We start from the raw sequence: 18,620 nt of genomic DNA, 5'->3' as shown, positions 1-18,620 counted from the left end.
TCTACCCCATACCCCTCTACCCCTCTACCCCTCTACCCCTTCCTCCCTATCCCTCTCCCCACGACCACCTACCCCATACCCCTCTACCCCCTTATCACTTTACCCCTACTCCATTACACCAGCAGGAGCCCGGCCGCCCGCACCTGCTTCCACCCGTCGCTCTTGATGAAGGCCTCGAACCGCGATGTGGGTCCCGGGTAGGACGCCGGTAGCTCCTTCCAACTCGGATACCCCGCACCATGACGCTCGCGGCGCGGCGTCGCGGACTCGATGAGCTGGACGAGCCAGTGCGCCGTCGACTCCGGTACGCGGGCCTCCAAATCCGTGGTGCGGTTTGGAAGAATCAGTCGCCGTGTCCGGCCGTGGCCTTCGAGAACCGGCCGCCCTCCGATCCAGACGACCCGGCGCTCGAGCGCGGGGGCGTCCTCAGCCGGACGGACCCGGGCCCACCGGCCGGCCCAAGTGCGCGGCACGGTGGCCCGGGGCACGGGCCGTCGAAACCAGCGCTCGACAGGGAGCGTGAGCCCGTCTCCTTCCTTGTACGCCAACAGGGCCGCTCGCAGCCCGTCCCCCAACCAACTTGGGGCCTTGCCGATCGGGTCCCGATGGGTCAGATCGTTTTCCGCGAACCCGCCGAAGGCTGGACCCGTCACCCGAATGTGGTGCGCGGTCGGATCGAGCCCGATCGGGCTGTGCGCCGTGGCGACGAAGCGATGCCAAAAGGCGGACTGGATCAAGTCGCAGGCGAAGAGCTGCCGCACCCGCTCGAGGCTGTCGATCGTCTCTTGCACCGTCTCGGTTGGAAACCCATACATCAGATAGGCGTGGACGAGCACGCCGGCCCGTCGAAAGGACGCCGCCACCCGCGCGGTTTGGTCGACGGTGATCCCCTTCTTCATGGCCGCAAGCAAGCGATCGGACGCCACCTCGAGGCCGGCGCTCACCGCAATGCAGCCGGCGGCGGCCAGGAGGCGACATAGATCGTCGCTGAACGCCTCCTCGAACCGAATGTTCCCCCACCAACTGATCGGGACGCCGCGCTCCAGCAGCGTCAGCGCCATCGCTTTCAAGCCGGCCGGCGGGGCGGCTTCATCGACGAAGTGAAAGCCACGGCGCCCCGTCTCCGCGATCAACGCCTCGATCCGGTCGACCAGGACCTCGGCGGGCGCCGGGTCATACCGCCCGATGTAGTCCAGCCCCACATCACAAAACGTGCACTGTTTCCAATAACAGCCATGCGCGACCGTCAGCTTGTTCCAATGGCCGTCGGACCAGAGCCGGTGCATCGGGTTCAAGGAGTCGAGCACCGACAGGTACCGATCGAGCCTGAGCCCGGTATAGGTCGGCACGCCGAGCGCCGCCATGGCGACGTCCGGCTCACGCGCGCCATTCCGGTACACCACCGCACCGTCGGCTCGCAGATAGGTTCGTTTGAGCTCGCCTGCCTCGCGCTTCCCGTCGAGGTATTCGAGCAGGCAGAGCAACGGTCGCTCCCCGTCGTCCAGCGTGACATAGTCCACGAGATCGAAGAGGCGCGGCTCCGCCAAGCGCCGCAGCTCCGTATTCACGTAGCCCCCGCCGAGCACGACCGTGGTCTCCGGCGCGGTGCGCTTGATCTCCTGAGCAATCTTGAGCGCCCCGTAGAGGTTCCCGGGAAAGGGAACCGTCAAGCCGACGATCGACGGCCGCGCGGCGTGGATCCGCCGCCGAAGGGCTGCGAGCATCAGCGTATCCGTCAGAGAGGGCGGGTCGGCCAGGGCGGCCGCCAGCGGAGCGAACGAGCTCGCAGAGGTCGCGACCTGCTCGGCATAGCGGCTGAGCGCGAAGTGCGGGCTCACGGTCTCATGGACGAGATCGGCGAGGTCCTCCAGGTACAGCGTGGCGAGATGCCGGGCGTCATCGAGACCGGAACCGTATCGCCGTGGCGCCCCGCTCGCGGAGAACCGGGGGCCTTGCGGCAAGAAACGCCCGCGGGAGATCAGAGGGGCGAGTGATGGATCACGCCCTTGGAGAAAGGCGACGACCGCATCGATCGTGTCCAGGTAGGCGTGCTCCAACGCCAGAAACTGCCTGGCTTCTCCGGGAAGATCCGACCGATGGCGAAGCGCATCGAAGACCAGCGATAATCCCTCCCGTGAGAAGAGTGCCAAGACGAGCTCGAGCCCGAGATCGGCCTGGGTGACGTGATACCCCTGCTGCCGGAGAAATCCCGTCAGATAGGCCGTCGACGGATACGGGGTGTTGAGTTGGGTGAGCGGCGGGATGAGCAAGAGAACCGAGGGGGCAGGCATGCGAGAGAACTACCATATCGTGCGGTTTGAGCGCCAGGCCGAGCCAAGCACGCCCGGAATCCGGATTGTCAACAGGACGGCAATCGAGGATGATCCCATACGAGGAGGAGGCCATGAACGAACAGAACGGACGAGAATCGGACGGCGGACGGCCAGCGATGACCCGGCGAGGCATCTTGAAGGCCCTGGTCAGCGTGGGGTCGGCCCTGGCGCTCAGCCCCCTCGATCTCATGGCCTCAGCCTCCGGTACAGCCCGCGCGGCGCCGCCCGGTGACGGCCTGATTCCCCGCCGGCCCCTGGGACGGACCGGGGTCGACGTGTCGGTGCTCTGCCTCGGCGGCGCCCATCTCGGGCGCGCGGCCAGCGAGGCCGAGGCCAGGCGGATCGTGCACGAGGCGCTCGACGCCGGGCTGACCTTCATGGACAACGCCTGGGAATACCACCAGGGCCGAAGCGAAGAATGGATGGGGAAGGCCTTGAAGGGACGCCGCCACCAGGCCGTTCTGATGACGAAGGTCTGCTCCCACGGACGGGACAAGCGGGTCGCCCTCCAGCAGCTCGAACAGTCGTTACGACGGCTGGGAACCGATTATCTCGACCTCTGGCAAATTCACGAAGTCATCTACGACGACGATCCCGACCGCCATTTTGCGCCGGGCGGGGCCGTCGAGGCTTTGCAGGAGGCCAAGCAGCAGGGCAAGGTCCGGTTCATCGGCTTTACGGGCCACAAGGACCCGCGCATCCATCTCAAGATGCTGGCCCGCGACTTTCCGTTCGACGCCTGCCAACTCCCGCTCAATTGCTTCGACGGGACCTTTCGAAGCTTCGAGCGCGACGTGCTGCCGGAGCTGACCCGCCGGGGCATCGCGGCCCTAGGCATGAAGACGTTGGGGGGCAACGGGGAGGCGGTCAAGCAAGGCATCGTCAGCGTCGAAGAGGCGCTGCGCTATGCCTTGAGCCTCCCCGTCGCGACCGTGGTCAGCGGCATCGACTCGCTCGACGTCCTCCGGCAGAATCTGGAGATCGCCAGGCGCTTCACCCCGCTGACGGCCGCCGAGATGGAGGGGTTGCGGGCGCGCGTCGCCCGCCATGCCGCGGATGGACGATTCGAGCTGTACAAGACCACTCAACGGTACGACGGCCCGGTCGGACGGGAGCAGCACGGATTGGCAGCGGTAACGGATCGAAGCTCCGGTCAGGAGATCGAGCGAGCCGGGCGGAACCATCCACCTGAACAAGCAACGGCAACGGCATCCTGAGCGGGAGACGCGCATGAAGGTGGCGGTGCTGGGTACGGGGCTACTGGGGCGCCCGATCGCAGAGCGGCTCGCGGCCTGCGGGCATGAGGTGGTGGCCTATAACCGGACGCGGGCGAAGGCCGAACCGTTGCGTGCCGTCGGCATCGCGGTCGTCGGCCGTCCCGAAGAGGCACTCGCGCAGGCCGCCTGTGCGATCCTGATGCTGGCGGATGCACGAGCCATCCGTCACACCCTGCTGAGCGAGACGGCGAAAGGCGCGCTCAAAGGCCGGACATTGATTCAAATGGGCACGATCGGGCCTCAGGAGAGCCGCGCGCTCCAGGACGAGGTGCGGGCCTGCGGCGGCGACTACTTCGAGTGTCCGGTGCTCGGCAGTCTCGCAGAGGCGACCAGCGGACGGCTCCTGCTCATGGTGGGGGGCGACCCGCGGCAGCTCGAGCGATGGGGGGAGGTGCTCCGCTGCTTGGGGCCGGAGCCGCGACACATCGGCGACGTGGGTCGGGCGGCGGCCCTCAAGCTCGCGCTCAACCAGCTCATCGCCGCCGAAACCGCCGCCTTTGCCCTGAGCCTGGGGTTGGTCAGGCGGGAAGGTGTGCCGACCGAGGTGTTCATGGACCTGCTGCGTTCCAGCGCCCTGTACGCCCGCACGTTTGACAAGAAGCTGCCCCGCCTGCTGGCCCGGAACTTCCAAGATCCCAATTTTTCGACGCGGCATCTGCTCAAAGACGTGCGCTTGTGCCTCGAGGAGGCCGAGCGGGTCGACTTGGACCCCCACGGTCTTGCGGGTGTGGTGCCGCTTCTCGAGAAGGCAATCGCCCTCGGCTTCGAGGAGGCGGACTATTCGGCTGTGTATAATGCTATCGATCCGGAGCCAACCTGACCGGGACCTGATTCCAGTTGGGCACCGAGGAGGGACCATGCAGACGAGACTGACGGCGGCCGCAGTCGCCTTCGCCGCACTGGCGGGAGGAGCGCTGAGCCTCGCCGATGCGGGCGGGTTTCGCTCCCCGGAAGAGTGCCTGGCCTATTCGGGGGATGCGCATCTGAATTGCTTGTACGCCTACATTGAAATCCAACAGGGCAAGCTCACGAAGCTCCAAGAAGAGCTGAACACGGTACGAGCCGCGAAAGCCCAGCTTCAAGATCAGGTGAGCCGGGACGCTCTTCAGGCCGATGCGCTGCGGCGGAGCCTGACCGAACGGGAGCGTCGAGCCGACCGGAGCCCTTCGCTTCACATGGCTCCCTTTTTGGGCTACTGGTCGTCGTTCGGGCCGCCCGGTCCCTACGGGTTCCACTACGGCTATCGGTTTTTTGGACCGTCGTACGGTCCGGCCTTCCCGTGTTGGTAGCCCTCGATCGGATCAGGGATGTAACAGGCTGCGGGCAGGGAAGACCTAGTCATGGGCAAGTGGTGATCGGCACAGCAGGACGAAGGAGGGGCCATGGAGCGCAGGACGTTGCTGAAGGCCGGATTGCTGCTCGCCGCCGGCGCGGCCATCCGCCATCTTGAATGGCTGCCCGCCGAAGCCAAGGAGGCGAGAATGTTCGAAGTCACGAAATCCGATGACGAATGGAAGAAGGTGCTCACGCCGGAGCAGTACCAGGTCCTTCGCCACGAAGGCACGGAACGCCCGTTCGTCAACCAATACCATGACAATCATGAGCCGGGGGTATATCTGTGCGCCGGGTGCGACCTCCCGCTGTTTTCGTCGAAACACAAGTTCGACAGCGGCACGGGGTGGCCCTCGTTCTGGCGTCCGATCGACGACCGTGCGGTCGAAACAAAGACCGACTGGAAACTGTTCGTGCCGAGGACGGAGGTCCATTGCCGCCGCTGCGGCGGACATCAAGGCCACGTCTTCGACGACGGACCGCCTCCGACGGGGCTTCGCTACTGCATCAACTCAGCGGCGCTGAAGTTCGTGCCGGCAGGACAGGGAGAGAAACACTAGCGGGGAAGAGGCAGCGGGAGACGGCAGCGACCCGGGGAAAAGACGGGCACGGCCGTGGCGGCCGTGCCCGGAGCAGCTCAGTGGCCGCCCTTGTCGCCCTTCTTCTTCTCGTCCTTCTTCTCGTCCGCCTTGGGGCCGCTCGGGTTCTTCTTCTCCTTCTTTTCGGTCGGAGCCGGATCACCGGCGAAGCTGACCACCGCGGTCCCGAAGCTCAACATCATCGCCAACGCGACAAGGCCTACTAAACGCTTCATACCACCCTCCTAAAAGTTAGATAGTGAGCTAGCCCATGATGGGCCGTCGAATCCTACACAAGCCCCAGCCAAAGCTCAATAGGAAAGTGGCGACGACGGGCGGACCGGACACTTCACCGACGCTAGGGCAGCTTGCCCATCCATGGCTGTCCTCACGGCACTGGACGTCGGCTTTTCCCTTTCTTTTCCTCCGCTTGTCAACTGACATCTGAGGAAAGCCACGGGTTGTAGAATCGGGCCATGTCGTTCCGATGGCGTACTACGACCGGTCGAAGAACGGTCGGCTACCGGCCGGTGGCCCTGCTCATCACGATCTGGTTGGGGTTGGGCACCGGCGTCGCAGGAGCCGAGTGGTACGTCGCCGGGCAGTTCGGGCTGAACTTCGCGGATCGATTGACCGACATCAGCGGGACCAACAGCCTGGCCAATCCTAGCATCGTTCCTCGGTTCGAGGATTTCGACCTGCAAAACAGCTTCACCTACGGCGCGAAGGTCGGGTACTTCCCCGGGCACGGCTGGTTCGGCATCGAGCTCGATGCGTTCCATACCAATCCACACATCAAGCAGCACGAGGAGGTACCCGGCATCCATCTGCGCGTGACGACCGTCGCGGTCAATTTCATCGCGCGCTATCCTGGTGTGACGTGGCAACCCTATGCCGGCGTCGGTGCCGCGGCCGTGATCGGCCGCATTGGAAACTCCCCGACGAATAGAAGCGACACCGATGTGGGCTCGGGGCTGAACCTCATTGCCGGGCTGCGCGCCTTCGTCACCCCGTATGTCGCCGTCTTCACCGAATACAAATTCACGCAGGCCACGCTTCGATTCGACGAGGCGTTCGGCTCCGTCGGGGGGTTCGTCGGGGATTACAAGGCCCAGCACGTGGTCGTCGGCCTCTCCTACCATTTTTGAAGAGGGGATAAAGGGATAGGGGGTAAGGGGTAGTGGAGAACAAGGGAAGGCGAAGAACGTGATGAAGGGACCGTGGTAGGGAGCTAACTGCTCACGATGCTGAGATCGTTCTGTCGGATGAGCTGGCTGGTGGCAACGGCCGTACTGCTGAACGCCTGCGCGCAATCGGCTCACCAAACGGGCCGTGACCTGATCAACGACCTCCTCCCCGCCGACCTCCGCCGTGAGATCGACTCGAGTGTCGTCTTCTCCGACCTCCTCCAATCGCCGGACAGCTATACCGGTCGAACGGTGATGTTCAGCGGGATCGCCCTCAAGGCCAAGCGGGTGAAGGACCGGACCGAGATCGAGGTCCTGCAACTGCCGACGGGCTCCGGTGTCGTCCCGTCCGGCGACCGAACCCGCTCTGAAGGGCGGTTTCTTGCCGTCCAGGAAGGCTTCTTGGACCCGGCAACCGTGGAAGCCGGGACCCCCGTGACCGTGGTTGGAGAGGTCCAAGGCGCCACCACCAGAGCGTTGGATGAAAGCCAGTACACCTATCCGGTCCTCGAAATCAAACGCCTGATCGACTGGAAGAAGACCCTGCCGCCCGACTATTCCGGACTCGGGCCTTATCCCTACTATTCAGGCTACCCCTACTATTACGGGTACCGCCCGTATCCCTACTGGTACGGCCCGTATGGCTATTACCCCTATTGGGGTCCTTTTTTCCCACTCCTGGGCTCCCCGGGGCCCGCGCCTTCCGCGCCGCCCCCATCGTCCCTTCCCCCTCAGTTCAGAAAACGGGACTAGAACGCGCCGCCAAACGGCGGCCTACGCAGCCCGAGCCCTTCTGCGTACGAGCCCGGCCGATGACGGACTCGCCAACGGGGGACTGGAACTCGGCTTCAACGCCGATTGTCGGTGGCGAAGCGTGGAGTGTACCAGCAGAGAGAAAGGGAGACCGGAGGTACCGAAGACGAGCACACGAGCGAAAGGAGGACCCATGGCGACTCAGGCAGGCATCAATCCGCCTCGGCTCAGCGAAGTGATGACGCGCGGCGTCGAAACGATTCGGCCGAGTGCCACGGTCGAAGAGGCTGCGGAGACGATGAAGCGGCTGGACGTCGGGGTGATTCCCGTCTGCGATGGCAACCGTTTGGACGGGATCCTGACGGACCGGGACATCGTCGTGCGGGTGATCGCGGACCGGCGGGATCCCAAGACGGTGCGGGTCCACGACGCGATGTCGCCCGGAGCGGTCTACTGTTACGAGGACCAAACGGTGGAAGACGCGGCGCGCCTGATGGAACAAAAACAGATCCGGCGCCTGCCGGTTCTGAACCGCAACAATGAGCTGGTGGGGATTGTCTCGTTGGGCGACCTCGCGGTCAAAACCGGCGAGACCGCCATCAAGGCCGAGGCGCTCGAAAAAATTTCCGAGCCCGCCAAGCCCGAGCGCAAGGCCGGTTAGGGGCACTCGGCGCCGCGATGCGCAGGCGGGCTGTCCGACCGTCTGCCGCATGCGCGGTCCGGCGGTCTACGGGATCACCGCCGGCGAGAAGAGCTGGTCAGCAGGTGGCCTGTGTGCGGCTTCCGCAGGTCATGAGCTGGATGACCGTGGGATGCGCGGCGTAGCCGGTGTGCGCCTGCAGAGGATCGGCAAACTTTTTCATCACGCCGGGCTCGACGACGCGCACCATCACGTTGGTGAGCAGGAGCTTGTCCCGCATCGCGAGAGGGAGCTCGTCGATGAACGACTCCGGAATCGGGTAGCTCAGCAGATCGTTCGGATCGCTGAAGCTGACGATCTGCAAGCTCTCACGCACCACCGCCTTGACCTTCCGGCGCTCCTCGTAGCGCAGCGTGACGAACGTCTCGACGCTCGGCGGCAGCCCGCCGGAGCTCGGCTCGCCCACATCCCCCAGCCGCAGCAACGGCAATTGATTGCCGAGCATGAACACGGTGCTGGTATCGGCCGCGAATTTTTCCGCGGCCCGGGCGAATCGCTCGCGAAGCGGCGGGGACGTCAGCGCATGCGTGTGCGTAGAGAGGGCCTCGACGGTTTGAAAGACCATCAGGCCGCCGAGGCTGGACGTCACGATCATGAAGCGGTCGAAACCCGTCTCCCCGAGAAAGCTTTCGGGCAGCGTACAGGCGCCGTCCTGGACCGCATGCTCGCGCATCATCATGCACAGGGCCTGCTGAATCGGGTATTGCATCTGATCCCGGAACGGCCCGAGATAGAGCATGACGTCCGAGAGGGCCTTGTCGATCAAATGCTCCTTGATCGCCGCATTGGTCGGCGATCGGTCCGACACAAATTGCCGATCGGTCCAGTCATACCCGAGGTATTTCTCCTTGAGGCCGGCCGTCAGCGGCGACCAGGTGAGAATGTAGAGACTCACCGGTTCTCCTCGCCGCCCGCGATAATCACAGCGCGCGAGGCTGCCGAAGCGCAGCCCACTATAGACCGGGTCGGGATGCCGGATCGGGTTCAACTCGGCTTGGCAGGCCTGCTCCCGCAACCCGATGGTGTCGGACATCCGGTGGATCCATGGGTCTGCATAGGACGGCTCGTGGAGGCCGACCCCATGGACCACGAGAATCTTCAAGGGCCGGCCCGACGACAGGTGCTTCGAGACGCCCGCGAAATCGGGCCCCATCTCGCGGACACGAACATCGGCACAAGCCGCCATCGTGCACAGGATACAGACGAGAAGAATCGCAATGCGCACAGAGACCCCTTTCCAGATCGCACCATAGGGCCGCCCCCCGAAGCTGTCAATCGGACAGCAAGACGAGGGAGGGGATAAGGGGGATATGGGTCAGAGGGTATGGGGTAATGGGATAAAACGGCAGAAGGCTACGGGTGCATGAAGGATACGTAGTGTGGGGTAAGTGAGTGCGCAAGCCGTTGGATCTCCACAAATTCCGCGTGATCTTCCCTCGGGGTGGAACGCCGATTGCGGTGGACGAGGACCGGATGCGCGGGCCGATCCTCCTTATCGCCACCCCGGTTCGCCTGTGGATAAATGACTCGTCTGCTCACTGATGACCGCGTGACCGCACGAGTTTTCGCTATCCCCAGCTTGTCCCAGTTCTTCACATCGCCGAAGACGTTGACACGCTTCTGCTCCACTCCTATCCTGACCCCCGCCTTACGACACCTTTGAAGGAGTCCCCATGATCAAGCTGCTGATCGCCGACGACCATCCTCTGGTACGCCGAGGGCTGCGGGAGCTGATTGCGGAATGCGGCGACATGATCGTGGCTGCCGAGGCATGCGACGGCGTCGAGGTCATGGAAGCGGTGCGCACCGGTGACTTCGACGTCGTCCTGCTCGACCTCAACATGCCGCGCAAGAGCGGTCTCGAGACACTGGTCGAATTGAAGCAGCTCCACCCCCACCTGCCCGTCCTCATCATCAGCGGCCACTGCGTCGAGCAATATGCGCCTCGCCTCCTTCGGCTGGGTGCCGCTGGATTCGTCTCGAAGCAGGACGCCCCGGAACAGCTCATGCGTGTCATTCGGGACGTCTGTGCCTCCACGCCGCCTCAAGCGTCCCTGTCCGGCGCGGTCTTGCTGGAACAATCACCGGTCGTGCAAACTAGGGTGACCGGCTGAGTCCGACCCGGCCCGGGCCGGCTGCCGCCCCGTATGCTCGTCGGCGTGATCTCGGACACCCATGGTCTCCTACGGCCGGAGGCGCTCTCCGCGCTCCGGGGGTCCGACCTGATCCTCCACGCCGGCGACATCGGCGCTCCGGAGGTCCTCGACACGCTGGGCGAGCTGGCGCCGGTCCTGGCGGTTCGCGGGAACAACGATCGCGGTCCGTGGGCCCGAGCCCTTCCCGCCTCCCGCATCCTCCCCCTCGAAGGTCTGCATCTCTGTCTCATCCATGATCTGGCGGACCTTCCACAAGACCGGCTCGACGACGCGGTCCGCGTGATCGTCTCCGGTCATTCGCATCGCCCCGCCGTGCGGGAACGGGAGGGCCGCTTGTACGTCAACCCGGGGAGCGCCGGGCCCCGGCGGTTTCGCTTGCCCGTTTCGGTCGCACGGCTCTCCGTGGAACGGCACCTGGCGTCCGCGCACATTCTCCACCTTGACGTGCCGGCCGGCCGGCGGACGGGCCGCACGTAGCCCCGAGCCCGTCCCACTCTACTGACTTTTGCCAGTTCCCTCTCACGCCGCTTGGGAGTATTCTGTAGCCGACTCCACCTCGGTGATCACCATGGCGGTACGTCTCCTTGTCATTCTGCTCGTGGCCTCGCTCGCCGGCTGCGTAAGCGAGGCGATCTATCTGAAGAGCCAGACGGACCTGGACAAGGTCCGAAAGAGCCTGACCCAGCAGACTGCGGCGCTGGAGCATCTCAAAGGCCAGACGGAGAAGGACCGCCAGCAGGCCGCCGAGACGCTCGAGTCGCTCCGGCAGGAAAAGGAGCGGTTGCAGAACGATCTCTCGGTGGCCCTGTCGAATGCCTCGACCGCCCAACACGAGTTGGAGCGGGCGAAGGCCGAGTACGAACAAGAACGCGGCCGGCGCGCCGCGCTCGAGTCGGACCTCGCCAAACTCCAGCAACCCCGTGAGCTGCGGGACGAAAACACCGCCCTCCGCCAGGACCGCGACCAACTCTCGGCCAAAGCCCAGGCACAGAGCCAGCAGATTGAAGCGCTCGAAGACGCGCTCGCGCGGGAGGTGCGGACCCGGGAAGACCTGGCCCGGCAACTGACGGCCGCCGTCAAAGACAAGGACCGCACGGCGGCGGCGCTGACCGAGGCCCGGCATCAGGTGAGAGACCTCGAAGCCAAGCGGCGGGCCGAACAGGAACAAGCGCTCACCGCCCGTCAAGCGCTCGAAGAGCAGGTCGCCCAGCTCGACGACGAGCGTACCCGCGTCCACGACGAGATCGAGGCGCTCAAACAGGAACGGGAGCGCTGGCAGACGAGAGCGGAGTCGTGGCAGCGGCAGGTACAGACCCTGCAACAGGACGGGGCCAAGCGAGCCAAGGCTCTGGAGGAGGCCACCGCACGGCTCGCCGAGTTGACGCAGCAGCGCGAGCAGCTTGCGGCAAGCCTGACTGGCCTCGAGGACCACGCGCGCGAGACCGAGGCCGCTCTCACCAACGAGCAGACGGCCGGGAAAAAGACCCAGCAGGCCCTCGAATGGCAAATCGGCAAGCTCCAAGGGGAGCACAGTCAATTGCAGCGCTACGCGGCGGATCTGCGCCAGGAACGGGACCAGTTGTTGGCGCGCGCGGACGACGTCTACCGGCGGCTGCAGACCACGGAGCAAGAGCTGAGCACCGCAAAGAAAACCGCCGAGGACGCCAAGGCCGGCCTGGACGCGGCCGTTCGGGACAAGGAGCAGGCGCTGGCCGAGGCTCAACAGGCTCGACGCCAGGTGCAGGAACTGGAGGCGGGTCTTGCGACGGAGCGCACCCGGGCGGAGGCGCTCGATGCCCAGGCCCAGCGGCTCACGGCCGCGTTGAGCAAGGCCCATGAGGACGTCGCCACGCTTCAGAAAGACATCGGCCAATTGGAAGCGGCCAACGCACGCGCCGAGCAGTTGGCCATGCGGCTGTCGGAGCGCGACCAGGAGTTGGGCTCGCTCCGCAAGACCGCCTTGTCCGACCAAGCCTCGTTGTCCGACCGACTGGCGACCCTGACCCAACAGTTGGAGGAGGCGTCACGGCGGGTCGCCGGTCTCACGAGCGAGCTGGAGGCGACGACGGATCGGGCGATCCTGGCGGAGGAAGAACGTGATCGACTCTCGGCGCACGTCGCGCAGCAGCACGCCGCCTTGTCAACGGCCGAACGCGAGCTGGAGGCGTTGCGGCGGGACCATGAGGCGGTCCGGACCGCGCTTCGCCGGCAACAGGAGGCCGAGCAGCAGGAGAGGGACGCGGAGCACCAGCTGCGAGAGGCGGAACGCGAACGCTGGGCTCAGATCGACGAGGCGCTGGGGCAGACGCTCGAGCCGGAGATTGCCAAAGGCGACATCCGCGTGCAACGGAGCGACGATCGAGTGACGGTCACGATCAGCGAGCGCCTCCTGTTCGACCCCGGGCAAGTCAAACTGAAACCGGAGGGCGGCAAGGTCCTCAAGCGGCTCGCGGAGGTCCTGAAATCCATCCCCGAGAAAGCGGTTCGCGTAGAGGGTCACACGGACGCCGCGCAAAAGGGCCGGGCGCGCGCGCTGTGGGATCTGACGACGATGCGCGCGACGAACGTCGTCCGAACGCTGATCGACGATGGGATGGACCGGGAAGCCGTGAGCGCCGCCGGGTTTGCCGACACGAGACCTGCGGCAACCAACGAGACCGACGAAGGCCGGGCCGTCAACCGACGCATCGATCTCGTTCTGTACCCAAAAGACCGGCCGGCCATGACGACCACGAGCACGGCTCACTCCCGTTGATCGCCTGCAGTCCCCTCCCGCCCCGCCTCGGGTCGCGCCGATTTCCGGGAACCTGACGATTCCAAGGGCACGACCCTCTTCAGCCATAGGCGCCTCACCGCAACGACAGTAGCGCCGCGTACGCGGCAATCTCTCGCTACTCGACCACCACCGTGCCGGTCATCCTCGCATGGCCGCGAACGCGGCATCGGAACAGGTACGTGCCAGCTGGCGCGGTGAGCGTCACGACGGCCCGCCCTCCCGGTGCAATCCGAATGGCACCCCCGGGCGCCGGATCGACGGCAGAGCCAGGCGACTCGGCATGGCGGAAGAGATCGCCATCCAGCTCATGCACCTCCCTCCCCTCGTTCACGATCTCGAGCCGCGCCGGCCGTTCCGTCGATAGACGGACGAGGGCGGGAACGAACCGGAAATCCTGCGCCGCGATCCGTACCGCGTCCACGTCCGGATCACAGGCGGACAGCACGGCGCAGGCAAGCGCCACGCACGCCGACGCGGAGATGATCCACCAAGGGCAGCACACCGCGCTCGACCGCCGGGTCGAATGGATCCCGCAGGCAGAACGCAGGGTCGCCGTGCCGCCCTCGTCAAGTTTCAGAGAGGGCACGCCGATACCGTCGGTGAAGGAGTCCTCGTCATCGCCATGTGGCTCAACCTGCTGCCCGTCCAATCCGTCGGCCCGGTGCAGGCTCCCGGCCATGATCTACGGCATCCCGGCTTCGTCCCCGGGCAGCTGGTGGAGGTTCGGGTACAAGAGTCACAGGAGAGCGGGAGCCTCGTCATCGTCATCAAAGGAATCCCGTTTCACGCCAGCTCGGTCATCGGACCGCTGAGACCCGGTCACTCGTTCCAGGCCAGGGTTGAGCAGGCCGAGGGGCCGATCGTCCTGAACATCATGGCGCCTCTGTCGGCGCCCGCCTCGGTCGCCCTGTCCGGCATCTCCGGCGGATCGCCGGCGCGCGTTCACGATCCCGTCGCCGCGTGGCTGAAGGAGCTCCTGCCTGTACAAGGCTCCGTGACCGACGGCCTCGACCGGCTGATCGCCGCGCTTCGCCGATCGGGTTCATCGGAGGCGCCCCTCCTCCCTCACTTCGAAGCCCTGCGGGCCGCGATCACGCTCGACCCCCGAGAATTGAATGGGGCACGGATCGAAGCCGCGCTTCGCCGACTCGGCCTCCAACACGAACATGACCTGCTCGCACGGCTCGCGGGCTCCAACCACGCTCCCGCTGGCCACGCTCCCGCTGGTCCCACGCTCAAATCAATACTCCTGGCCCTCGTCGAGACATACGGCCATGGACCGATCGGTAAGACGGCCGAACGGGTCCGAGAAGCCGAAAAGGTGCTGCACGTTCTTGAGCGCATACAGGTCCTCACGATCTTGAATGGACCGGCCGGTGGCGTCGCGGCGTTCGAGTTGCCGCTCGGCGACCGCTCTGCGCACGTGTACATCGAGCCAGAAGCCGGCCGGGACGTCAAGGGGGCTCACGATCGTACACATCGGGTGGTGACGCTGCTCGCGCTGCCCACGCTGGGTCTGGTCCGAGCCGAAGCCTTGCTTGCCTCTAAACAGATCAGCGTGCGCATCCTCGTGGAACGCCCGGACGTGGAGTCGTTGGTGGCGGCCTCGCTTCCGGCGCTCGAAGCGACGCTTGCGGCCCAAGGCTACATGGTGGCCTCGCTGTCGGCAGGACAAGCGGCCGCGGACGTGCTGGCGGGAGAAGATCTCAAGGCCCGGGTGATCCCGGACCGAAACCTGATCAATCTCAGCGTGTGAGACGATGGAGCGACCACCAGCCCCGAGGCGGCGCGCCGCCGCCATCGAATACCAGCCTGATCGCAATCCGGCCCCACGCGTCACGGCACACGGCGAGGGCTTCACCGCCGAACGGATCATTGAGCTGGCTCGCGAGGCCGGCATTCCCATACGCGAAGATCCCGCGCTGGTCCAACTGTTGATGCAATTCGACCTCGAGGCATGCATCCCGCCGGAGCTGTATGCCGCCGTCGCCGAATTGCTGGCGTTTCTCTATCACCTGGATGAACACTGGCAGCGTGCACACGGGGTGAGCCGATGAAAGGCCATCGTGATTTTCCTATCTTCCGCTTCTCCTGACGATGACGCCCCTTGGCGCACTCAGCCGATAGGAGCCTGCTCGCCCACATGGTGGAATGTCGCATGCTTCGTTGGGCTGCCATTTTCCTCGTGATTGCCATCATTGCCGCCCTGCTCGGGTTCACGGGAATTGCCGGGGCGGCGGCGGAGATCGCCAAGATCTTGTTCTATGTGTTCCTGGTGATCTTCATCGCATTCCTCGTGCTTGGGCTGATTGCCGCCAACAAAGTCCGCTCCTGGTTCTCGGGCTGACACCGAGTCGCGGGAAAGCGGATATCGGCGGGCCATGGCCGCGGGCCTTCCCAGATGGCCGTCTTACACCTTTCGAAGGAGTCCCTCCGCTACTTCCGCTGAATGGCGGCGGTCCGCGGAGAGCGCGTAGAGTCCTGCCGTACCGATGACAACTGCCAGCCGACGTTCCACTGCATCAACCACCGAGGAGGGACGGAATGAGCGCCGGAGCCTGGGCCGTGAAAAAGCTGGGTGGAGAAGAGTGGGGCCACATTCGTAAGCTGATCATCGACCCTCTGACCCGACAACTGTCCTTTGCCGATATCCTCGTGGCTCAGACCAAGCAGGTGGTCCGACTCCCATGGAGCTACCTCGAGGTGAAGCAGGACGGCATTTTCCTCAAGCCGGCCACACAATCGGGCGCCACGGCCATGCCCCCCACGGATCAGTCGCTTGTCGCGCTCGATGTTCCGACCAACGTCCCCGGTAAGCTGCGGCCCACCAAAACAGCCAGTCCCTTTCGGCCGAACCCGGGCAGTCGTTCGCGACCCTGACCAACGTCGGGAGTATCCGTTTGTGCGTTCCATGTATCTGAAGAGATAGCGTTTCACTCACCCGCCACAGCATGGACGTCGCCGCAGCTTCCCATAGCTACCCTTAAAACTAATTCCGTAAGATTCCCGCTTTCTACCAGGTTCCATCTTTACCTATAGGTAGTTACCGCAGAGCCAGCTAGCGGTCGCCCCGCCATTCCTATAAATCGGCAGATGAATTGCTTAGTGGCATCTCTTTAACAGAACCGGGGGTGGCGTATGTCGCGTCCAAGCGCTTCGGAATACGCGGGAGAGTTGGTTGGCCTGGCGGACCGGCGGAGCGGGCCGGGCATCTTGATTCTGACCGCATCCGGGCAGTTGCAATACATGAATCGGCGGAGCTGGGAGCTGCTCAAGGCGTTGAACGACTGTCAGACCGTGGCCGCGGCCGGGGGCCTGCTGCCGGCGGCGGTTCCCGAGATTTGCGCCGAGATCCAGCGGCTCGAACAGAACCGGCTCGACTCCAAGGACTGGGAGCAGATCGAAATCCGGCGCTTGGCTGGAACCGAACGGGCTCCGGTGCTCTTGCGGGGGTTCGGTCTTCCCGCCCATCAAGGCGGCCATTCCCGCGTGCTGATCATCATGGAAACGATCGGCCGCCGCGAAACCATCGCCCTCCAGGCAAAGGAGCGGTTCCAACTGACCGAGCGCGAGCAGAGCGTGGTCGAGCGCCTGGCCAAGGGGTGGACGAACAAAGAGATCGCGGCCGCCCTCAAGATCACCGAGCCCACGGTCAAGGCGCACATCCGGAACATCATGGAGAAGACGAAATGCACGACACGAACGGGCATCGTCGCTCAGATCCTGCACGCGTGACAGGCGCCCGCGCGACCAGCGGCACGGCGCGTGACAGGACGGATCGTCCCGCGGTCGTTCCGGCAGGCGGGGCGACGGCATTCGCGCCGTATCCCGCTTCAACTCATGTCCAGAAGACGATGGTCGGGGTTACGCTCGAGGGCAAAGGCTTTGGAGCGTGGGGTGGGGAACAGCACGACCGGGCGACCGAGCCGGTCTTTGACGAGCTGCGCGTCCATGGGCAACTTGAAGGTCGTCGGGTCGCCGTCCAGCCAGGCACTGCATTCGAACGGCAGCGGATTCAGCACTGTCTCGACGCGATACTCCTGCCGCAGGCGGTATTGCAGGACCTCGAACTGCAGCCGCCCGACGGCGGCGACGAATGAGTCGAGGTCATTCCAACTCCGTAGGATCTGCACCGTCCCTTCTTGCGCCATCTGCTGCAGGCCCTTGTCGAACGCTTTGCGCTTGGTGACGTCGGTGGGATGGATTCGCGCAAACAGCTCGGGCTGAAACTGGGGCAGCGGCTTGAAGGTGAACCCGTCCGTTTGCGAGATCGTGTCGCCGATGGCGAAGACGCCCGGGTTGATGATGCCGATCACGTCGCCGGGATAGGCATAATCGACCGTGTTGCGCTCCTGCGCAACCAGGCTGTGCGGCCGGGCGAGTCGGACCTCGGTGCCGAGCCGGTGATGCTTGACCAGCATATCGCGCTCGAATCGTCCCGAGCAGACGCGCAGAAAGGCCGTGCTGTCGCGATGACGCGGGTTCATGTTCGCCTGCAACTTGAACACGTAGGCGCTGAACGGCGTCTCGATCGGGTCGATCATGATCTCGCGGCCGTCCGGCGTATCGGCGATCCGGGGCTGGGCCGGCGGGGCCAGCTCGACGAAGGCATCGAAGAAGTTCTCCACCCCGAAATTGGTCAGGGCGGACGCAAAGAAGACCGGGGTGACGGCGCCGGCCAGGAAGGCCTCACGCGTGAAGGGATTGCCGGCGATGTCGAGCAACTCGAGATCATGCAGGACCTGCTGCCGGAGATCGGGAGACAAGAGCGCCCGGGCCTCCGGACCGTCGAACGCCAGGCGCGTCATGTCCGCCTTCTTCGATCCGCCCACGCCGGTTTTGGAGAACAGGACCAACTCGCGGGTACGGCGCTCGACCACGCCGACGAAGTCGCTCCCGGAGCCCATCGGCCAATTCATGGCCGCGGCATGGATCCCGAGCACCTCCTCGACCTCGGTCATCAATTCGAGCGGCGCGCGTCCCGGCAGATCCATCTTGTTGATGAAGGTCAGTACGGGGATATGCCGAAGCCGGCAGACCTGGAACAGCTTTCGCGTCTGCGCCTCGACGCCCTTGGCGGCATCGATGACCATGATCGCGCTGTCCGCCGCGGTGAGGGTCCGGTACGTGTCCTCCGAGAAGTCCTGGTGACCCGGCGTGTCGAGCACGTTGATCACGGCATCCTTGTAGCGAAACTGCATCGCGGACGCCGTGATCGAGATCCCGCGCTCCTGCTCCATCTCCATCCAATCGGACGCGGCGGCCTTGCCGCCCTTCCGCCCGCGCACCATGCCGGCGGTGCGGATCATGCCCGAATAGAGCAGCAGCTTTTCGGTCAGCGTGGTCTTTCCCGCATCGGGATGACTGATGATCGCGAAGGTACGCCGGCGCCCGGCTTCCAGGCGCAGCTCATGCTGGAGCGGTGAGTGCGAAGACGACATGGTCAAGAAAGAACAATCAACGAGCGGCTGGAGATGAGGGGGACGAGAGCTCGTCGGCGCCGGGGTCTCTTAGCCTTTCGAAGAATG

The 18,620-nt window shown here is 64.9% G+C and carries 20 protein-coding genes; 15 read left to right on the top strand and 5 right to left on the bottom strand.

From position 1 onward, the window contains the following. Nucleotides 1–113: 113 nt before the first annotated feature. The gene (locus ACWHYV_RS04655; protein WP_447979490.1) at nucleotides 114–2,291 is read right to left on the bottom strand and encodes a B12-binding domain-containing radical SAM protein; all 2,178 of its coding nucleotides are present in this window, start codon (nucleotides 2,289–2,291) and stop codon (nucleotides 114–116) included. A 113-nt stretch (nucleotides 2,292–2,404) separates the two neighbouring features. On the opposite strand from ACWHYV_RS04655, the gene ACWHYV_RS04650 reads away from it, so the two are divergent. From ACWHYV_RS04650 to msrB, 4 genes are all read left to right on the top strand, one after another. Then, nucleotides 2,405–3,550 (top strand): aldo/keto reductase, encoded by a 1,146-nt coding sequence (locus tag ACWHYV_RS04650; protein ID WP_447979489.1) that lies wholly within the window; start codon nucleotides 2,405–2,407, stop codon nucleotides 3,548–3,550. A gap of 13 nt (nucleotides 3,551–3,563) precedes the next feature. After that, entirely contained in the window at nucleotides 3,564–4,430 is an 867-nt protein-coding gene (locus ACWHYV_RS04645; protein WP_447979488.1) for an NAD(P)-dependent oxidoreductase, read from the top strand. A 37-nt stretch (nucleotides 4,431–4,467) separates the two neighbouring features. Then, nucleotides 4,468–4,899 (top strand): hypothetical protein, encoded by a 432-nt coding sequence (locus ACWHYV_RS04640; protein ID WP_447979487.1) that lies wholly within the window; start codon nucleotides 4,468–4,470, stop codon nucleotides 4,897–4,899. A 93-nt stretch (nucleotides 4,900–4,992) separates the two neighbouring features. Then, a complete protein-coding gene (gene msrB / locus ACWHYV_RS04635; RefSeq protein WP_447979486.1) occupies nucleotides 4,993–5,502 on the top strand; it encodes a peptide-methionine (R)-S-oxide reductase MsrB in 510 nt (169 codons plus the stop codon). A gap of 77 nt (nucleotides 5,503–5,579) precedes the next feature. Here msrB and ACWHYV_RS04630 read toward each other — a convergent pair whose 3' ends face one another. Then, entirely contained in the window at nucleotides 5,580–5,756 is a 177-nt protein-coding gene (locus ACWHYV_RS04630) for a hypothetical protein (RefSeq protein ID WP_447979485.1), read from the bottom strand. 240 nt (nucleotides 5,757–5,996) lie between these two features. Here ACWHYV_RS04630 and ACWHYV_RS04625 point away from each other — a divergent pair, with 240 nt between their 5' ends. From ACWHYV_RS04625 to ACWHYV_RS04615, 3 genes are all read left to right on the top strand, one after another. Next, a complete protein-coding gene (locus ACWHYV_RS04625) occupies nucleotides 5,997–6,668 on the top strand; it encodes an outer membrane protein (RefSeq protein ID WP_447979484.1) in 672 nt (223 codons plus the stop codon). Between the two features lie 129 nt (nucleotides 6,669–6,797). Beyond that, on the top strand, nucleotides 6,798–7,460 hold the full coding sequence (locus ACWHYV_RS04620) for a Slp family lipoprotein (RefSeq protein WP_447979483.1): 663 nt from the start codon (nucleotides 6,798–6,800) through the stop codon (nucleotides 7,458–7,460). Between the two features lie 193 nt (nucleotides 7,461–7,653). After that, nucleotides 7,654–8,121: a CBS domain-containing protein gene (locus ACWHYV_RS04615; protein WP_447979482.1), complete on the top strand. Its 468-nt coding sequence runs from the start codon at nucleotides 7,654–7,656 to the stop codon at nucleotides 8,119–8,121. Between the two features lie 97 nt (nucleotides 8,122–8,218). Here ACWHYV_RS04615 and ACWHYV_RS04610 read toward each other — a convergent pair whose 3' ends face one another. Further along, on the bottom strand, nucleotides 8,219–9,385 hold the full coding sequence (locus ACWHYV_RS04610) for a hypothetical protein (RefSeq protein WP_447979481.1): 1,167 nt from the start codon (nucleotides 9,383–9,385) through the stop codon (nucleotides 8,219–8,221). Nucleotides 9,386–9,833: 448 nt separating this feature from the next. Here ACWHYV_RS04610 and ACWHYV_RS04605 point away from each other — a divergent pair, with 448 nt between their 5' ends. From ACWHYV_RS04605 to ACWHYV_RS04595, 3 genes are all read left to right on the top strand, one after another. Continuing rightward, nucleotides 9,834–10,274: a response regulator gene (locus ACWHYV_RS04605; RefSeq protein ID WP_447979480.1), complete on the top strand. Its 441-nt coding sequence runs from the start codon at nucleotides 9,834–9,836 to the stop codon at nucleotides 10,272–10,274. 33 nt (nucleotides 10,275–10,307) lie between these two features. Beyond that, nucleotides 10,308–10,793 carry a metallophosphoesterase family protein gene (locus tag ACWHYV_RS04600; protein WP_447979479.1) on the top strand — a complete coding sequence of 162 codons (486 nt, stop codon included), beginning with the start codon at nucleotides 10,308–10,310 and terminating at the stop codon, nucleotides 10,791–10,793. A 91-nt stretch (nucleotides 10,794–10,884) separates the two neighbouring features. Beyond that, a complete protein-coding gene (locus ACWHYV_RS04595) occupies nucleotides 10,885–13,071 on the top strand; it encodes an OmpA family protein (RefSeq protein WP_447979478.1) in 2,187 nt (728 codons plus the stop codon). 136 nt (nucleotides 13,072–13,207) lie between these two features. Here the strand turns inward: ACWHYV_RS04595 and ACWHYV_RS04590 are convergent, their stop codons facing one another. Next, nucleotides 13,208–13,678: a cupredoxin domain-containing protein gene (locus ACWHYV_RS04590; protein WP_447979477.1), complete on the bottom strand. Its 471-nt coding sequence runs from the start codon at nucleotides 13,676–13,678 to the stop codon at nucleotides 13,208–13,210. 36 nt (nucleotides 13,679–13,714) lie between these two features. On the opposite strand from ACWHYV_RS04590, the gene fliK reads away from it, so the two are divergent. The 5 genes from fliK (at nucleotide 13,715) to ACWHYV_RS04565 (ending at nucleotide 16,827) form a co-directional block, all read left to right on the top strand. Continuing rightward, nucleotides 13,715–14,848, top strand: a complete 1,134-nt coding sequence (gene fliK / locus ACWHYV_RS04585) for a flagellar hook-length control protein FliK (protein ID WP_447979476.1) — start codon at nucleotides 13,715–13,717, stop codon at nucleotides 14,846–14,848. 4 nt (nucleotides 14,849–14,852) lie between these two features. Beyond that, a complete protein-coding gene (locus ACWHYV_RS04580) occupies nucleotides 14,853–15,149 on the top strand; it encodes an EscU/YscU/HrcU family type III secretion system export apparatus switch protein (protein WP_447979475.1) in 297 nt (98 codons plus the stop codon). A gap of 101 nt (nucleotides 15,150–15,250) precedes the next feature. Further along, on the top strand, nucleotides 15,251–15,439 hold the full coding sequence (locus tag ACWHYV_RS04575) for a DUF1328 domain-containing protein (RefSeq protein ID WP_447979474.1): 189 nt from the start codon (nucleotides 15,251–15,253) through the stop codon (nucleotides 15,437–15,439). Between the two features lie 197 nt (nucleotides 15,440–15,636). After that, nucleotides 15,637–15,972 (top strand): hypothetical protein, encoded by a 336-nt coding sequence (locus ACWHYV_RS04570; protein WP_447979473.1) that lies wholly within the window; start codon nucleotides 15,637–15,639, stop codon nucleotides 15,970–15,972. Nucleotides 15,973–16,230: 258 nt separating this feature from the next. Next, complete coding sequence (locus ACWHYV_RS04565) at nucleotides 16,231–16,827, top strand: response regulator transcription factor (protein ID WP_447979472.1); 597 nt, start codon at nucleotides 16,231–16,233, stop codon at nucleotides 16,825–16,827. Between the two features lie 98 nt (nucleotides 16,828–16,925). Here ACWHYV_RS04565 and ACWHYV_RS04560 read toward each other — a convergent pair whose 3' ends face one another. Next, nucleotides 16,926–18,533, bottom strand: a complete 1,608-nt coding sequence (locus ACWHYV_RS04560) for a peptide chain release factor 3 (protein ID WP_447979471.1) — start codon at nucleotides 18,531–18,533, stop codon at nucleotides 16,926–16,928. Nucleotides 18,534–18,620: the final 87 nt, after the last annotated feature.

The organism is Candidatus Nitrospira bockiana, from assembly GCF_965152565.1.
This window is presented reverse-complemented; position numbering and strand designations above follow the sequence as displayed.

Bases quoted from the DNA above. Each gene is read 5' to 3' on its own strand.
- ACWHYV_RS04575 (WP_447979474.1), top strand. From the start codon at position 15,251: ATGCTTCGTTGGGCTGCCATTTTCCTCGTGATTGCCATCATTGCCGCC.
- ACWHYV_RS04565 (WP_447979472.1), top strand. From the start codon at position 16,231: ATGTCGCGTCCAAGCGCTTCGGAATACGCGGGAGAGTTGGTTGGCCTG.
- ACWHYV_RS04595 (WP_447979478.1), top strand. From the start codon at position 10,885: ATGGCGGTACGTCTCCTTGTCATTCTGCTCGTGGCCTCGCTCGCCGGC.
- msrB (WP_447979486.1), top strand. From the start codon at position 4,993: ATGGAGCGCAGGACGTTGCTGAAGGCCGGATTGCTGCTCGCCGCCGGC.
- fliK (WP_447979476.1), top strand. From the start codon at position 13,715: ATGTGGCTCAACCTGCTGCCCGTCCAATCCGTCGGCCCGGTGCAGGCT.
- ACWHYV_RS04560 (WP_447979471.1), bottom strand. From the start codon at position 18,533: ATGTCGTCTTCGCACTCACCGCTCCAGCATGAGCTGCGCCTGGAAGCC.
- ACWHYV_RS04645 (WP_447979488.1), top strand. From the start codon at position 3,564: ATGAAGGTGGCGGTGCTGGGTACGGGGCTACTGGGGCGCCCGATCGCA.
- ACWHYV_RS04625 (WP_447979484.1), top strand. From the start codon at position 5,997: ATGTCGTTCCGATGGCGTACTACGACCGGTCGAAGAACGGTCGGCTAC.
- ACWHYV_RS04615 (WP_447979482.1), top strand. From the start codon at position 7,654: ATGGCGACTCAGGCAGGCATCAATCCGCCTCGGCTCAGCGAAGTGATG.
- ACWHYV_RS04630 (WP_447979485.1), bottom strand. From the start codon at position 5,756: ATGAAGCGTTTAGTAGGCCTTGTCGCGTTGGCGATGATGTTGAGCTTC.
- ACWHYV_RS04580 (WP_447979475.1), top strand. From the start codon at position 14,853: ATGGAGCGACCACCAGCCCCGAGGCGGCGCGCCGCCGCCATCGAATAC.
- ACWHYV_RS04600 (WP_447979479.1), top strand. From the start codon at position 10,308: ATGCTCGTCGGCGTGATCTCGGACACCCATGGTCTCCTACGGCCGGAG.
- ACWHYV_RS04650 (WP_447979489.1), top strand. From the start codon at position 2,405: ATGAACGAACAGAACGGACGAGAATCGGACGGCGGACGGCCAGCGATG.
- ACWHYV_RS04655 (WP_447979490.1), bottom strand. From the start codon at position 2,291: ATGCCTGCCCCCTCGGTTCTCTTGCTCATCCCGCCGCTCACCCAACTC.
- ACWHYV_RS04605 (WP_447979480.1), top strand. From the start codon at position 9,834: ATGATCAAGCTGCTGATCGCCGACGACCATCCTCTGGTACGCCGAGGG.
- ACWHYV_RS04640 (WP_447979487.1), top strand. From the start codon at position 4,468: ATGCAGACGAGACTGACGGCGGCCGCAGTCGCCTTCGCCGCACTGGCG.
- ACWHYV_RS04570 (WP_447979473.1), top strand. From the start codon at position 15,637: ATGAGCGCCGGAGCCTGGGCCGTGAAAAAGCTGGGTGGAGAAGAGTGG.